The sequence below is a fragment of the Streptococcus mitis genome, assembly GCF_946190115.1.
Lineage (GTDB): Bacteria > Bacillota > Bacilli > Lactobacillales > Streptococcaceae > Streptococcus > Streptococcus mitis_CO.
On sequence record NZ_CAMHZG010000002.1, the window covers coordinates 47,742 to 61,355 of the forward strand.

The following is a 13,614-nucleotide window of genomic DNA, read 5'->3' on the forward strand; positions in this document are numbered from 1 at the left end:
ATAATGGAAGATATTTGAAAGAAAAGAGAAGTGATATGACACAGATTATTGATGGGAAAGCTTTAGCGGCCAAATTGCAGGGGCAGTTGGCTGAAAAGACTGAAAAATTAAAGGAAGAAACAGGTCTAGTACCTGGTTTGGTAGTGATTTTGGTTGGGGACAATCCAGCCAGCCAAGTCTACGTTCGCAACAAGGAGAGGTCAGCTCTTGCGGCTGGTTTCCGTAGCGAAGTAGTGCGAGTTCCAGAGACCATTACTCAAGAGGAATTGTTAGACCTGATTGCTAAATATAATCAGGATCCAGCTTGGCATGGGATTTTGGTCCAGTTGCCATTACCAAAACACATTGATGAAGAGGCAGTTCTATTGGCTATTGACCCAGAAAAGGATGTGGATGGTTTCCATCCTCTAAATATGGGATGCCTTTGGTCTGGTCATCCAGTCATGATTCCATCAACACCTGCAGGAATTATGGAAATGTTTCATGAATATGGGATTGAATTAGAAGGTAAAAATGCGGTGGTCATCGGTCGTTCAAATATTGTTGGAAAACCTATGGCCCAGCTTCTTTTGGCCAAAAATGCTACAGTGACCTTGACTCACTCACGGACTCATAATCTTGCCAAGGTGGCTGCTAAAGCAGATATTCTTGTAGTAGCAATCGGCCGTGCCAAGTTTGTGACTGCTGACTTTGTCAAACCAGGTGCGGTTGTCATTGACGTTGGGATGAACCGAGATGAAAATGGTAAGCTCTGTGGAGATGTGGATTATGAGGCAGTTGCACCACTTGCTAGCCATATCACGCCAGTCCCTGGAGGTGTCGGTCCTATGACCATTACCATGCTAATGGAGCAAACCTATCAGGCAGCACTTCGGACATTGAATAGAAAATAAGAGAAACATTCGCTGAAGAAAGTGTATTCTCTATAGTTATATCTAGAATGGCAGAAATGAATCTTAAATTTTAGATATAAGATTACAAAAGGAGGTTTGCGCCTCCTTTTTGTTGTATAATAGAGTGAGGTGATTAGATGATTTTAAAAATTTATAATGGAGAATATAGTTTGCAATGGGATGGAATATATCACTTAGCACTAATTGATTATCCAAATATTCAAGAATGGGAATTAGAAAAAATTGCTAAATTTATAGCTTACGAAAAGCTTCATAAACGTCAAACAAATATTGAGTGTGCTGATTCTTGTTTAAAAAAAGAGATTTTAGATTACATCTTTCAGCATCCCTTTCTGCCACCATTTACCCCTACAGATAAAATAGTAGCCTCGACTTATGATCTACATAAGAGGTTAGTGACTTCAGACTACTGTAGTCATACTACGACTATAGATACAGCGATTTCTATCTTTAAAACAGGTCAGCTCTTATCTGCTGTGAAAGCCTTTGGGCGAGATGCTGAGGAGTTGGTTTTGGATAGTCGAAATGCTGCATCGGATCCGATAGATTATTTTGACTATGTCATGTTAGGGTGGTCAAATACAAGTTCTGGTTATCGATTAGCGATGGAGCGTTTATTAGGTCGAGCTCCTTCAGAGAAAGAATTACAAGACAAGTTTATTCCTGGAGTGAGTTTTCATTTTATCTATACAGATTTGATTAAAGTTACTGGTTATATTTTTGATGGCTATCATGTTGCAAAAATTAAGGATATGTTGAATTTATTTAGTGAGTTGTATATTTGCATTATTCCAACTCATAATAAGAGCCAATTTGAAAATATTATTCCAACTAAAATACAAGATAGGGTGCATTATCTTGACTATGCTGGAGAAGGTTTGGAAGAGTGGGCTAAAAAAGTGTATCGGATTGTCTTAAAACAATCAGGTAAAGGATAGTTGAGGAAAAAACGATGAAAGTGATTGATCAAACCTTACTAGAAAAAGTCATTATTGAACGTTCTCGTACAAGTCATAAAGGAGACTACGGTCGTCTACTGTTGCTGGGTGGGACTTATCCTTATGGTGGTGCCATCATCATGGCTGCTTTGGCAGCTGTAAAAAGCGGTGCAGGATTGGTGACCGTTGGAACGGACAGGGAAAATATTTCAGCTCTGCACAGCCATTTACCTGAGGCTATGGCCTTTTCTCTTCAAGACCAGCAATTGTTAAAAGAGCAATTGGAGAAGGCTGAAGTTGTCTTGCTGGGGCCTGGTTTACGAGACGATGCTTTTGGAGAAAATCTAGTAAAACAAGTCTTTGTTAATTTAAGCCAAAATCAGATTTTGATTGTAGATGGAGGTGCCCTGACCATTCTTGCTAGAACAAGTTTGTCATTTCCATCTAACCAGCTTATCCTAACTCCCCACCAAAAAGAATGGGAAAAGCTGTCTGGTATTGCTATTGAAAAGCAAAACGAAGATGCAACGGCTAGTGCCCTAACTTCCTTCCCTCAAGGAACAATTTTGGTAGAGAAAGGTCCAGCTACTCGTATTTGGCAAGCTGGCCAATCTGATTATTACCAGTTACAGGTTGGTGGTCCCTATCAGGCGACTGGGGGAATGGGAGATACTCTGGCTGGGATGATCGCAGGATTTGTAGGCCAATTCCGACAGGACAGTCTCTACGAACGTGTGGCAGTAGCGACCCATCTTCATTCAGCAATAGCCCAAGAACTATCTCAAGAACATTATGTGATCTTGCCAACGGAAATTAGTAATTGTCTTCCTAAAGTAATGAATAAAATATCTCAAAAAAGAATGGGATAAAATTCAATTTTAGGAGAAAACGAAGTAAATATTACCACAATAAAACGCATAATATCAAGTTTTTTTAATACCTGATACTATGCGTTTTTGACTTTAAAGACTTTTTGGTCTGTTTCTATTTTGGAGCAATCTTTTGCTCAGTATGTTTTATAATTTCTCGTTGATAAATCGGATAAACTGATTCCACCAAACTTTTAAGAAGAAGGCTTTTTCAACTTTCTTTTCTGCTACCATTTCGAAACTAGGACGTTCTGTGGTAATGTAACCTTGACCAATTAAATCCTTGTCTTCGTAAGTCAAATGGCCAACCACTGTTCCAGCTTCAAGTGGTGCGAGGATTGCTTTAGAATCAGGTGTGAATTGAATAGATTGGGAAGTTTGATTCCCACCACGTTCAATTAGATAGATATCCTCTGGGGCCACTGCAGTAACCGTATCTTCTTTTCCATCTTGTACGGGGACTTTACTATCTTGATAGGCATCGCCTTGTTGAACGATTTTGCGAAGTGTGAATGTAGAAGAGATATAATCCATTAGGGAAGATGTAGCTGTAAAACGAGAGTAAGGATTATTATCTTGATGATCTGCATTCAAAACAACTGTGATAACCCTCATGCCTTTTTCGACAGTAGTACCAACAAAAGATTCTCCGGCTTTGTCTGTTGTTCCTGTTTTAAGGCCATCAAAACCACCTCGATAAGCAGGCATGCCTTCTAACATGTAGTTGGTAGAAGTGATTGTCATCCCAGCAAAAGTAGAAGAAGTTTTTTTGGTAATTTCCAAGACTTGTGGGTATTTTTTGATAAGGTTACGAGCAACGATAGCAACATCATAGGCACTGAGCTTATTTTCATCATCTTTATTAGACCCTGGGTAAATATTATCTCCGAGAGTTTCGTTGTTAAGACCAGTTGTATTGACAAGGGTGGCATCTTTGATTCCCCATTCCAAGAGTTTGGCCCGCATCATATCAACGAAGTTTTTTTCAGAGCCAGCAATTTTCTCAGCTAGGGCAATAGCGGCGCTGTTGGCACTAGATACCAGAGTTGCTTCAAGCAACTCTTCGACGGTATAATTACGGGCCTCCATAGGAACATTACTGGCTTCGGAATTTGTCGTTAATTGATAAGGATAATCAGAAATATCTACCGGTGTGGAGAGTGTGATACTTCCATTTTCTAGAGCCTCATAGACAAGATAAACTGTAAGTAGTTTTGTAATAGAAGCAATTTCGACAGGTTGTGTTGCATCTTTTTCATAAAGTATTTTTCCAGTATTTGCTTCAACAGCAATCGCATGTTTTGCAGCAATATTAAAATCTTGAGCATCAACAGTAGATGCTGCCCCAATAACGGAAAGGCTTAGGAGAGTTAAAATTATTTTTTTCATAGTAAGTTTATTCTATCATAAAGAAAAAAATATTCCCAGTTTCATGATATAAGAAAGAAGCTTTTTTGAAAGTGTGGTAAAATAGATGAATGGAGGTACTTCATGTTTCGTAAGAATAAATTATTTTTTTGGACCAGTGAGATTTTACTATTAACCATCATCTTTTATTTATGGAGACAGATGGGTGGGATTATAACGCCTTTTGTAAGTGTCGCAAACACTATAATGATTCCCTTTCTTTTAGGTGGTTTTTTATATTATTTGACCAATCCTATTGTAAATTTTTTACAAAAGTATTTCAAAATTAACCGTATCATTGGTATTCTACTAACCTTGTGCGCCTTGGTTTGTGGGCTAGTTATTGGGGTCGTCTATCTCTTACCGATTTTGATTAATCAGCTGACAAGTTTGATTGCTACAAGTCAGACAATTTATAGTCGTTTGCAAGATTTGATTGTGGATTTATCTACTTATCCAGCCTTTCAAAATTTAGATATTCAAGCGACAATTCAACAATTAAATCTATCCTATGTAGATATTCTACAAAATATCTTAAATAGTGTGACGAATAGTGTTGGAAGTGTCTTATCTGCGCTCTTTAGTACCGTTTTGATTATTATCATGACCCCTGTGTTCTTAATTTATTTTTTGTTAGACGGTAACAAGTTCTTGCCGATGCTTGAACGTACTGTTTTAAAGAGAGATAAGCTGCATATTACAGGTCTTTTAAAGAATTTGAATGCGACAATTGCTCGCTATATTAGTGGAGTTGCAATTGATGCGATTATTATTGGGTGTTTGGCCTTTATTGGATATAGTATTATTGGTTTAAAATATGCTTTGGTCTTCGCCATCTTTTCAGGATTAGCCAATCTCATTCCTTATGTAGGACCAAGTATTGGCTTGATTCCAATGATTATCGCTAATGTCTTTACTGATCCTCATAGAATGCTGATTGCAGTTGTTTATATGCTGATTATTCAACAAGTAGATGGAAATATCCTCTACCCTCGAATCGTTGGTGGGGTAATGAAGGTTCATCCAATTACGATTTTAGTATTGCTTTTGTTATCAAATAATATCTATGGTGTCATTGGCATGATTGTCGCAGTACCAACCTATTCTATCTTGAAAGAAATTTCTAAGTTCTTATCACGTTTGTATGAAAATCATAAAACAATGAAAGAACGAGAAAGAGAATTAGCTAAGTAAAAGTCAGGAAATTCCTGATTTTTCTTTTTCTTTAGGCAAGTGATAGGAGTAGAAGTGCCATTTAGATTAGCCTATTAAGAATAATTCACAAAAACTTTGTAAAACACTTGCAATTTAGCTGAAATTTGATAAAATAGTAAGGAAAGTTAGACTGTATTGCCTACTGTCTATCTATAAAATATATTTTATTGGAGGCTTTTACTCAAATGGCAAAAGAAAAATACGATCGTAGTAAACCACACGTTAACATTGGTACTATCGGACACGTTGACCACGGTAAAACTACCCTAACTGCAGCTATCACAACTGTTTTGGCACGTCGCTTGCCTTCATCAGTTAACCAACCTAAAGACTATGCGTCTATCGATGCTGCTCCAGAAGAACGCGAACGCGGTATCACAATCAACACTGCGCACGTTGAGTACGAAACTGAAAAACGTCACTACGCTCACATCGACGCTCCAGGACACGCGGACTACGTTAAAAACATGATCACTGGTGCCGCTCAAATGGACGGAGCTATCCTTGTAGTAGCTTCAACTGACGGACCAATGCCACAAACTCGTGAGCACATCCTTCTTTCACGTCAGGTTGGTGTTAAACACCTTATCGTCTTCATGAACAAAGTTGACTTGGTTGACGACGAAGAATTGCTTGAATTGGTTGAAATGGAAATCCGTGACCTATTGTCAGAATACGACTTCCCAGGTGACGATCTTCCAGTTATCCAAGGTTCAGCTCTTAAAGCTCTTGAAGGTGACACTAAATACGAAGACATCGTTATGGAATTGATGAACACAGTTGATGAGTACATCCCAGAACCAGAACGTGACACTGACAAACCATTGCTTCTTCCAGTCGAAGACGTATTCTCAATCACTGGACGTGGTACAGTTGCTTCAGGACGTATCGACCGTGGTATCGTTAAAGTCAACGACGAAATCGAAATCGTTGGTATCAAAGAAGAAACTCAAAAAGCAGTTGTTACTGGTGTTGAAATGTTCCGTAAACAACTTGACGAAGGTCTTGCCGGAGATAACGTAGGTGTCCTTCTTCGTGGTGTTCAACGTGATGAAATCGAACGTGGACAAGTTATCGCTAAACCAGGTTCAATCAACCCACACACTAAATTCAAAGGTGAAGTTTACATCCTTACTAAAGAAGAAGGTGGACGTCACACTCCATTCTTCAACAACTACCGTCCACAATTCTACTTCCGTACTACTGACGTTACTGGTTCAATCGAACTTCCAGCAGGTACTGAAATGGTAATGCCTGGTGATAACGTGACAATCGACGTTGAGTTGATCCACCCAATCGCCGTAGAACAAGGTACTACATTCTCTATCCGTGAGGGTGGACGTACTGTTGGTTCAGGTATGGTTACAGAAATCGAAGCTTAATTCGATTTAGTTCCCAGAAGAACAATTATTTAAGTCAGACACTAAAAGAATCTTGCTTTGCAAGGTTCTTTTTTTCGAATATTGAACTAATACTCAATGAAAATCAAAGAGCAAACTAGGAAGCTAGCCGAAGGATGCTCAAAACACTGTTTTGAGGTTGCAGATAGAACTGACGAAGTCAGCTCAAAACATGTTTTTGAGGTTGTAGATAAGACTGACGAAGTCAGTAATCATATATACCGCAAGGCGAAGCTGACGCGGTTTGAAGAGATTTTCGAAGAGTATAAAATTGAATTGCTTATAAAAAAGCTCTATACATCTGATGTGCATAGAGCAATGGGGATTATTTGATATAGAGTTCTTGGTTTTTCAAGACAATTTCACGGACACTTGCAAACTTCTTAAGTTTTTTGAGTTCTTCAGGATGGGTTACGAGAGTGATAACATAACCTTCCTTGCCCATACGGCCAGTACGGCCAGCACGGTGAGTGTAGGTTTCAATATCTCTAGGAACATCAAAGTTTACGACGCATTCTAGGCTATCGATATCAATTCCACGAGCCAAAAGGTCAGTTGCAAGAAGCAGGGTTAGTTGCTTGTCTTTAAACTTTTCTAAGATGACTTTTCTAAATTTGACATTGACATCACTAGCAAGGGAAACAGCCAAGATATCCCGATACTGTAGTTTTTCTTCTGAACTTCCAAGGTCTGATAGGCTGTTAAAGAAGACCAGACCACGGAAATCCTCTACATGAGCTAGTTTTCGTAGCATATCAACACGGTGACGTTGGTCTACCTGCATGTAGAAATGCTGGATATTGTCCAGTTTTTGATCAGAGAGATTAATAGTGCGTGTATTCGGCACAATCTTTTCTTGGTCAAACTTGGTCGTAGCACTCATGTAGATGAGTTGATGGTCACGAGGTGCGTAGTGAGTGATTTTCTCAACAAAGTGAATCTGAGAATCATCTAGTAATTGGTCGAATTCATCCAGGATGATGGTTTCCACATTCATCATCTTGATTTTTTTCAGTTTAATGAGTTCAAAGATACGGCCAGGGGTTCCAATCAGAATTTCTGGTCCTTTTTTTAGGCGTTCAATCTGGCGTTTCTGACTCGAACCTGATAAGAAGAGTTGGGCTGTCAAGCCGATAGCTTCTGACCACGTTTTACATACATCAAAAATTTGTCCAGCAAGTTCTGTATTTGGTGCTAGAATCAAGAGTTGTTGGGCTTTTTTCTTTTGTAGTCTGAGAAGACTTGGTAGAAGGTAAGCTAGGGTCTTACCAGTTCCTGTTGGGCTCACTCCTAGGAGGTTTTCTCCAGCAAGAAGGGGCTCAAATAGTTGAGTTTGAATGGGGGTGAATTCTTGGAAACCGAGTTGGTCACTCAGTTCTTGCCATTCAGTCGGTAGTTTGTTTTTCATTTTTCTGCCTCAAATCTAATGCCAGCAGTCTGGCGCATGGTAAATAGTAGTTCATGAACAGAACTTGCATCTTCCAGCCAAGTTTGGTAGAGATTCAGATCTGGTTGCTGGATCATGTGTGCAAATGCATCGACTTCCTCAGTCATCGTATGGGGAGCTTGTTGGATAGGGAGCTGGACTTGATTTCCTTGGTGGTCGGTAAAAATAGCTGAGCGAACATGCTCAATTGTGTTGAGCGTCAGGGTTCCATCTGTCGTATAAATCTCGCAAGGAAGATTGGAAGTGATGTTTTTCCCAGCCTTGATATGAACTTGAAAGTCAGGGTAGAGGAGAATTCCATCTCCATTTAGGTCAATACTATTGTCAAGCTGTTGAGCCTGATAGGTCGCGTCTTGAGCTTTTCCAAAGAGACGAACGGTAGCGTAGAGGGGATAAATCCCCAAATCCATGAGAGCACCGCCAGCAAAACGATCTGAGAAGACATTTGGTGTTTCCCCAGCCAATAAGTTAGGCATTTTGGAAGAATACTTGGCATAGTTGAAATCTGCTCCCAAAATTTGTTTGTCTGCTAAAAAGTTTTTGATGATAGTGAAAGCTTTTTCATGGTAGTTCCGTGCCGCTTCGAATATAAAACAGTGATTTTTCTCAGCTGTGTGAATCAAATCTAGCCATTCTTGTGGCTGAGTGACGGCTGGCTTTTCAAGAATGACATGTTTACTTGCAGACAATGCAGCTTTTGCCTGAGCAAAATGCAAGGAGTTTGGGCTAGCAATATAGACCACATCAAAGGAGCTCTTGAAGAAGTCCTCTACTTGATCAAAGAGTTGGATATTCTGGTAGCGAGAAGCAAAGGTTGCCGCAGTTTCTAGTTTTCTAGAATAGACTGCGACCAGCTGGTATTTTCCACTGGCATGGGCTGCCTCTATAAAGTGATGGCTAATAGCACCTGTTCCGATGACACCTAATTTAAGCATAGATACTCCCTTTCCGATTTCAAATCCTTCTTTCATTATAACATAGATAGACGGGACTATCCAACAGAGGGTAAAAATTTTCAAATAAGCTACTAGGTCTTTCCCAAAGAAAGTGGTACAATAGTGAGATGAGTAAATGAAATGGGAGGAAAAATGAGGCTATTACCTATAAGAAAAATATCACGTCAGTCTAAGAGGCTAGCGCTTTTTTTGACTTTTTGTGCAGGTTATGTAGATGCCTATACGTTTATTGTGCGAGGAAATACTCTTGTAGCTGGACAAACTGGGAATGTCGTCTTTCTTTCAGTAGAATTAATTCAAAATAATGTTTCAGATGTTAGGGACAAGGTTCTCACCTTGCTAGCTTTTATGATGGGGGTCTTTCTATTAACAGTTTATAAGGAAAAATTGAGAATTGTGAAAAAGCCAATTCTGTCACTGATTCCTTTGGCAATCTTATCAATCATTATTGGTTTTGTACCGCAAACTGTAGATAATATCTATCTAGTACCGCCCTTGGCCTTTTGTATGGGCTTGGTGACAACTGCCTTTGGTGAAGTATCGGGGATTGCCTACAATAATGCCTTTATGACAGGGAATATCAAACGGACCATGCTAGCTTTTGGAGATTATTTCCGAACCAAGCACACTCCTTTTTTACGTGAAGGGATTATCTTTGTAAGCCTGCTTAGTAGTTTTGTCCTTGGCGTTGTCTTTTCAGCCTATTTGACGATTTTCTATCATGAAATGACAATTCTTGGTGTTCCTATTATGATGAGCATTTTTTACCTCAGCATGCTTTTTGCCTCGTGGCGAAAAAAAGTAAAAGAAAAAGCTTCATTTTAGGTGTTATTACTTGTAAGAAAATAGGAGATATGCTATACTTGAAGAGTTGACTATGCACGATCCTGTGCAACCGCACGAACATCGTTGCTTGATTATTCAAGTTTAAGTGGTTTGTCCCACGATGCTAGGCGAGTCTTCACAAAAAAATCGGGGAAACCCATAAAAATCATAGGAGGTGCATAATGAGCACATACGCAATTATCAAAACTGGCGGAAAACAAGTTAAAGTTGAAGTTGGTCAAGCAGTTTACGTTGAAAAATTGAACGTTGAAGCTGGTCAAGAAGTTACTTTTAACGAAGTTGTTCTTGTTGGTGGTGAAAACACTGTTGTCGGAACTCCACTTGTTGCTGGAGCTACTGTAGTTGGAACTGTTGAAAAACAAGGAAAACAAAAGAAAGTTGTTACTTACAAGTACAAACCTAAAAAAGGTAGCCACCGTAAACAAGGTCACCGTCAACCATATACAAAAGTTGTCATCAACGCAATCAACGCTTAATTTTAAGGAGAACACATGATACAGGCAGTCTTTGAGAGAGCCGAAGATGGCGAGCTGAGGAGTGCGGAAATTACTGGACACGCCGAGAGTGGCGAATACGGCTTAGATGTCGTGTGTGCATCGGTTTCTACGCTTGCCATTAACTTTATCAATTCTATTGAGAAATTTGCAGGCTATGAACCAATCCTAGAATTAAACGAAGATGAAGGTGGCTATCTGATGGTTGAAATTCCAAAAGATCTTCCTTCACACCAGAGAGAAATGACTCAGTTATTCTTTGAATCATTTTTCTTAGGTATGGCAAACTTATCGGAGAACTCTTCAGAGTTCGTCCAAACCAGAGTTATCACAGAAAACTAACACGGAGGAAAACATTATGTTAAAAATGACTCTTAACAACTTGCAACTTTTCGCCCACAAAAAAGGTGGAGGTTCTACATCAAACGGACGTGATTCACAAGCAAAACGTCTTGGAGCTAAAGCAGCTGACGGACAAACTGTAACAGGTGGATCAATCCTTTACCGTCAACGCGGTACACACATCTATCCAGGTGTAAACGTTGGACGTGGTGGAGACGATACTTTGTTCGCTAAAGTTGAAGGCGTAGTACGCTTTGAACGTAAAGGACGCGATAAAAAACAAGTTTCTGTTTACCCAATCGCTAAATAAAAAGGTCCAGTGAACCTTTTTATCCCGAGCCTTGAAATATAAAGGCGAGGAAGCTAGAAGTAGCTTAAAATAAGGCTTTCCGAGTTTTCGGAGAGCCTCTTTTTTTGTTTTGGTACCCATGATTTTTTCGTTCTTAGTGTAGATGCATTTTATGAGTGACATTATTTTTCTTCGATGGAAAACTTCTAAAATATGGTATAATGAAAAGATAAAGAAGTTGGGGGTAGAAGATGAACATTCAACAATTACGCTATGTTGTGGCTATTGCGAATAGCGGTACTTTCCGTGAAGCTGCTGAAAAGATGTATGTTAGTCAGCCGAGTCTGTCTATTTCTGTTCGTGATTTGGAAAAAGAGTTGGGCTTTAAGATTTTCCGTCGGACCAGCTCAGGGACTTTCTTGACTCGTCGTGGTATGGAATTCTATGAAAAAGCGCAAGAATTGGTTAAAGGATTTGATATTTTTCAAAATCAGTATGCCAATCCTGAGGAAGAAAAAGATGAATTTTCCATTGCCAGTCAGCACTATGACTTCTTGCCACCGACCATTACGGCCTTTTCAGAGCGCTATCCTGATTATAAGAACTTTCGTATTTTTGAATCAACTACTGTTCAAATCTTAGACGAAGTAGCGCAAGGGCACAGTGAGATTGGGATTATCTACCTCAACAATCAAAATAAAAAGGGGATTATGCAACGGGTTGAAAAGCTAGGTCTGGAAGTCATTGAATTGATTCCCTTCCATACCCATATTTATATCCGTGAGGGGCATCCTTTGGCTCAGAAAGAGGAATTGGTTATGGAAGATTTAGCGGATCTACCAACGGTTCGTTTCACTCAAGAGAAAGATGAGTACCTTTATTATTCAGAGAACTTTGTTGATACTAGTGCGAGCTCGCAGATGTTCAATGTGACAGACCGTGCTACCTTGAATGGTATTTTGGAGCGGACGGACGCCTATGCAACAGGATCTGGATTTTTAGATAGTGATAGTGTCAATGGCATTACAGTTATTCGTCTCAAGGATAATTTAGATAACCGCATGGTCTATGTTAAACGTGAGGAAGTGGAACTCAGTCAAGCTGGGACTCTCTTTGTAGAAGTCATGCAAGAATATTTTGATCAAAAGAGGAAATCATGAAAAAAAGAGGAATAGTGGCAGTCATTGTACTGCTTTTGATTGGACTGGATCAGTTGGTAAAATCCTATATCGTCCAGCAGATTCCACTGGGTGAAGTGAGAACTTGGATCCCCAATTTCGTTAGCTTGACCTATCTGCAAAATCGAGGGGCAGCCTTTTCTATCTTACAAGATCAGCAGTTGTTATTTGCTGTCATTACTCTGGTTGTTGTGGTAGGTGCCATCTGGTATCTACATAAACACATGGAGGACTCACTCTGGATGGTCTTGGGTTTGACCTTGATTATTGCAGGTGGACTTGGAAATTTTATTGACAGGATCAGTCAGGGATTTGTTGTGGATATGTTCCACCTTGACTTTATCAATTTTGCAATTTTCAATGTTGCAGATAGTTATCTGACAGTTGGAGTGATTATTTTATTGATTGCAATGCTAAAAGAGGAAATAAATGGAAATTAAAATTGAAACTGGTGGTCTGCGTTTAGATAAGGCTTTGTCAGATTTGACAGAATTATCACGTAGTCTCGCGAATGAACAAATCAAATCAGATCAGGTCTTGGTCAATGGCCAAGTCAAGAAAGCTAAATACACAGTTCAAGAGGGTGATATCGTCACTTACCATGTACCAGAGCCGGAGGTCTTAGAGTATGTGGCTGAGGATCTTCCGCTAGAAATCATCTATCAAGATGAGGATGTGGCCGTTGTTAACAAGCCTCAGGGAATGGTTGTGCATCCGAGTGCTGGTCATACTAGTGGAACCCTAGTAAATGCCCTTATGTATCATATCAAGGACTTGTCGGGTATCAATGGGATTCTGCGTCCAGGAATTGTTCACCGTATTGATAAGGATACGTCAGGTCTTCTCATGATTGCTAAAAATGATGAGGCGCATCTAGCACTTGCCCAAGAACTCAAGGATAAAAAGTCTCTCCGCAAATATTGGGCGATTGTTCATGGAAATCTACCCAATGATCGCGGTGTGATTGAAGCGCCGATTGGCCGTAGTGAAAAAGACCGTAAGAAACAGGCTGTGACGGCTAAAGGGAAGCCTGCAGTGACTCGTTTCCACGTCTTGAAACGCTTTGGTGATTATAGCTTAGTGGAGTTGCAGCTGGAGACAGGACGTACCCACCAAATCCGTGTCCACATGGCTTATATTGGTCATCCAGTCGCTGGTGATGAAGTCTATGGTCCTCGCAAGACTCTGAAAGGGCATGGACAATTTCTTCATGCCAAGACTCTAGGATTTACTCATCCGAGAACAGGTGAGACCATGGAATTTTCAGCAGATATTCCAGAAATTTTTAAGGAAACTTTGGAGAAATTAAGGAAGTAATA

Annotated in this window: 16 protein-coding genes, 1 pseudogene and 1 other annotated feature; of the genes and pseudogenes, 13 read left to right on the forward strand and 4 right to left on the reverse strand. The window is 39.8% G+C overall.

The genetic code is table 11. The features are described from left to right. The first annotated feature begins 35 nt into the window (after positions 1-35). The 3 genes from N8L90_RS01195 (at position 36) to N8L90_RS01205 (ending at position 2,721) form a co-directional block, all read left to right on the forward strand. On the forward strand, positions 36-893 hold the full coding sequence (locus N8L90_RS01195) for a bifunctional methylenetetrahydrofolate dehydrogenase/methenyltetrahydrofolate cyclohydrolase (RefSeq protein WP_261023863.1): 858 nt from the start codon (positions 36-38) through the stop codon (positions 891-893). A 137-nt stretch (positions 894-1,030) separates the two neighbouring features. After that, positions 1,031-1,852, forward strand: a complete 822-nt coding sequence (locus tag N8L90_RS01200; RefSeq protein WP_261023864.1) for a phosphate ABC transporter ATPase — start codon at positions 1,031-1,033, stop codon at positions 1,850-1,852. A gap of 14 nt (positions 1,853-1,866) precedes the next feature. Next, positions 1,867-2,721 (forward strand): NAD(P)H-hydrate dehydratase, encoded by an 855-nt coding sequence (locus N8L90_RS01205; protein WP_261023865.1) that lies wholly within the window; start codon positions 1,867-1,869, stop codon positions 2,719-2,721. A gap of 147 nt (positions 2,722-2,868) precedes the next feature. Here the strand turns inward: N8L90_RS01205 and pbp3 are convergent, their stop codons facing one another. Beyond that, positions 2,869-4,110, reverse strand: a complete 1,242-nt coding sequence (pbp3, locus tag N8L90_RS01210) for a D-alanyl-D-alanine carboxypeptidase PBP3 (protein WP_261023866.1) — start codon at positions 4,108-4,110, stop codon at positions 2,869-2,871. Between the two features lie 102 nt (positions 4,111-4,212). Between pbp3 and N8L90_RS01215 the strand changes: the two genes are divergently transcribed. From N8L90_RS01215 to N8L90_RS01225, 3 genes are all read left to right on the forward strand, one after another. Then, on the forward strand, positions 4,213-5,322 hold the full coding sequence (locus N8L90_RS01215) for an AI-2E family transporter (RefSeq protein ID WP_261023867.1): 1,110 nt from the start codon (positions 4,213-4,215) through the stop codon (positions 5,320-5,322). A gap of 206 nt (positions 5,323-5,528) precedes the next feature. Continuing rightward, positions 5,529-6,725 (forward strand): elongation factor Tu, encoded by a 1,197-nt coding sequence (gene tuf, locus N8L90_RS01220; RefSeq protein WP_001040726.1) that lies wholly within the window; start codon positions 5,529-5,531, stop codon positions 6,723-6,725. A gap of 96 nt (positions 6,726-6,821) precedes the next feature. Then, entirely contained in the window at positions 6,822-7,076 is a 255-nt protein-coding gene (locus tag N8L90_RS01225) for a hypothetical protein (RefSeq protein WP_261023868.1), read from the forward strand. Here the strand turns inward: N8L90_RS01225 and N8L90_RS01230 are convergent. After that, positions 7,069-8,151 (reverse strand): DEAD/DEAH box helicase, encoded by a 1,083-nt coding sequence (locus tag N8L90_RS01230; protein ID WP_261023869.1) that lies wholly within the window; start codon positions 8,149-8,151, stop codon positions 7,069-7,071. The genes N8L90_RS01225 and N8L90_RS01230 overlap by 8 nt on opposite strands. Beyond that, complete coding sequence (locus N8L90_RS01235; protein WP_261023870.1) at positions 8,148-9,125, reverse strand: Gfo/Idh/MocA family protein; 978 nt, start codon at positions 9,123-9,125, stop codon at positions 8,148-8,150. Before N8L90_RS01235 ends, N8L90_RS01230 begins: the two co-directional genes overlap by 4 nt. A gap of 153 nt (positions 9,126-9,278) precedes the next feature. Between N8L90_RS01235 and N8L90_RS01240 the strand changes: the two genes are divergently transcribed. From N8L90_RS01240 to rpmA, 4 genes are all read left to right on the forward strand, one after another. Continuing rightward, positions 9,279-9,971 (forward strand): YoaK family protein, encoded by a 693-nt coding sequence (locus tag N8L90_RS01240; RefSeq protein WP_261023871.1) that lies wholly within the window; start codon positions 9,279-9,281, stop codon positions 9,969-9,971. A gap of 58 nt (positions 9,972-10,029) precedes the next feature. Beyond that, positions 10,030-10,117: a sequence feature (ribosomal protein L21 leader region), on the forward strand. A gap of 36 nt (positions 10,118-10,153) precedes the next feature. Beyond that, the gene (gene rplU / locus N8L90_RS01245) at positions 10,154-10,468 is read left to right on the forward strand and encodes a 50S ribosomal protein L21 (RefSeq protein WP_000109141.1); all 315 of its coding nucleotides are present in this window, start codon (positions 10,154-10,156) and stop codon (positions 10,466-10,468) included. 15 nt (positions 10,469-10,483) lie between these two features. Then, positions 10,484-10,828, forward strand: coding sequence for a ribosomal-processing cysteine protease Prp (locus N8L90_RS01250; RefSeq protein WP_000613699.1), 345 nt, complete (start codon positions 10,484-10,486; stop codon positions 10,826-10,828). 16 nt (positions 10,829-10,844) lie between these two features. Next, positions 10,845-11,138: a 50S ribosomal protein L27 gene (gene rpmA / locus N8L90_RS01255; RefSeq protein WP_000916509.1), complete on the forward strand. Its 294-nt coding sequence runs from the start codon at positions 10,845-10,847 to the stop codon at positions 11,136-11,138. Positions 11,139-11,304: 166 nt separating this feature from the next. Here rpmA and N8L90_RS01260 read toward each other — a convergent pair. After that, a pseudogene (locus tag N8L90_RS01260) lies at positions 11,305-11,376 on the reverse strand (AraC family transcriptional regulator); the annotation flags it as partial. Here N8L90_RS01260 and N8L90_RS01265 point away from each other — a divergent pair. From N8L90_RS01265 to N8L90_RS01275, 3 genes are read left to right on the forward strand one after another with little or no spacing between them, the layout of a single operon-like run. Continuing rightward, entirely contained in the window at positions 11,369-12,277 is a 909-nt protein-coding gene (locus N8L90_RS01265; RefSeq protein ID WP_261023872.1) for a LysR family transcriptional regulator, read from the forward strand. The pseudogene N8L90_RS01260 and the gene N8L90_RS01265 overlap by 8 nt on opposite strands. Continuing rightward, on the forward strand, positions 12,274-12,735 hold the full coding sequence (gene lspA, locus N8L90_RS01270; RefSeq protein ID WP_261023873.1) for a signal peptidase II: 462 nt from the start codon (positions 12,274-12,276) through the stop codon (positions 12,733-12,735). The genes N8L90_RS01265 and lspA overlap by 4 nt, the downstream gene beginning before the upstream one ends. Next, positions 12,725-13,612, forward strand: coding sequence for an RluA family pseudouridine synthase (locus N8L90_RS01275; protein WP_261023874.1), 888 nt, complete (start codon positions 12,725-12,727; stop codon positions 13,610-13,612). The genes lspA and N8L90_RS01275 overlap by 11 nt, the downstream gene beginning before the upstream one ends. Positions 13,613-13,614 lie beyond the last annotated feature (2 nt).

Bases quoted from the DNA above. Each gene is read 5' to 3' on its own strand.
- N8L90_RS01240 (WP_261023871.1), top strand. From the start codon at position 9,279: ATGAGGCTATTACCTATAAGAAAAATATCACGTCAGTCTAAGAGGCTA.
- lspA (WP_261023873.1), top strand. From the start codon at position 12,274: ATGAAAAAAAGAGGAATAGTGGCAGTCATTGTACTGCTTTTGATTGGA.
- N8L90_RS01250 (WP_000613699.1), top strand. From the start codon at position 10,484: ATGATACAGGCAGTCTTTGAGAGAGCCGAAGATGGCGAGCTGAGGAGT.
- pbp3 (WP_261023866.1), bottom strand. From the start codon at position 4,110: ATGAAAAAAATAATTTTAACTCTCCTAAGCCTTTCCGTTATTGGGGCA.
- N8L90_RS01230 (WP_261023869.1), bottom strand. From the start codon at position 8,151: ATGAAAAACAAACTACCGACTGAATGGCAAGAACTGAGTGACCAACTC.
- N8L90_RS01205 (WP_261023865.1), top strand. From the start codon at position 1,867: ATGAAAGTGATTGATCAAACCTTACTAGAAAAAGTCATTATTGAACGT.
- N8L90_RS01235 (WP_261023870.1), bottom strand. From the start codon at position 9,125: ATGCTTAAATTAGGTGTCATCGGAACAGGTGCTATTAGCCATCACTTT.
- N8L90_RS01200 (WP_261023864.1), top strand. From the start codon at position 1,031: ATGATTTTAAAAATTTATAATGGAGAATATAGTTTGCAATGGGATGGA.
- N8L90_RS01195 (WP_261023863.1), top strand. From the start codon at position 36: ATGACACAGATTATTGATGGGAAAGCTTTAGCGGCCAAATTGCAGGGG.
- N8L90_RS01265 (WP_261023872.1), top strand. From the start codon at position 11,369: ATGAACATTCAACAATTACGCTATGTTGTGGCTATTGCGAATAGCGGT.
- tuf (WP_001040726.1), top strand. From the start codon at position 5,529: ATGGCAAAAGAAAAATACGATCGTAGTAAACCACACGTTAACATTGGT.
- rpmA (WP_000916509.1), top strand. From the start codon at position 10,845: ATGTTAAAAATGACTCTTAACAACTTGCAACTTTTCGCCCACAAAAAA.
- N8L90_RS01215 (WP_261023867.1), top strand. From the start codon at position 4,213: ATGTTTCGTAAGAATAAATTATTTTTTTGGACCAGTGAGATTTTACTA.
- rplU (WP_000109141.1), top strand. From the start codon at position 10,154: ATGAGCACATACGCAATTATCAAAACTGGCGGAAAACAAGTTAAAGTT.
- N8L90_RS01225 (WP_261023868.1), top strand. From the start codon at position 6,822: ATGAAAATCAAAGAGCAAACTAGGAAGCTAGCCGAAGGATGCTCAAAA.
- N8L90_RS01275 (WP_261023874.1), top strand. From the start codon at position 12,725: ATGGAAATTAAAATTGAAACTGGTGGTCTGCGTTTAGATAAGGCTTTG.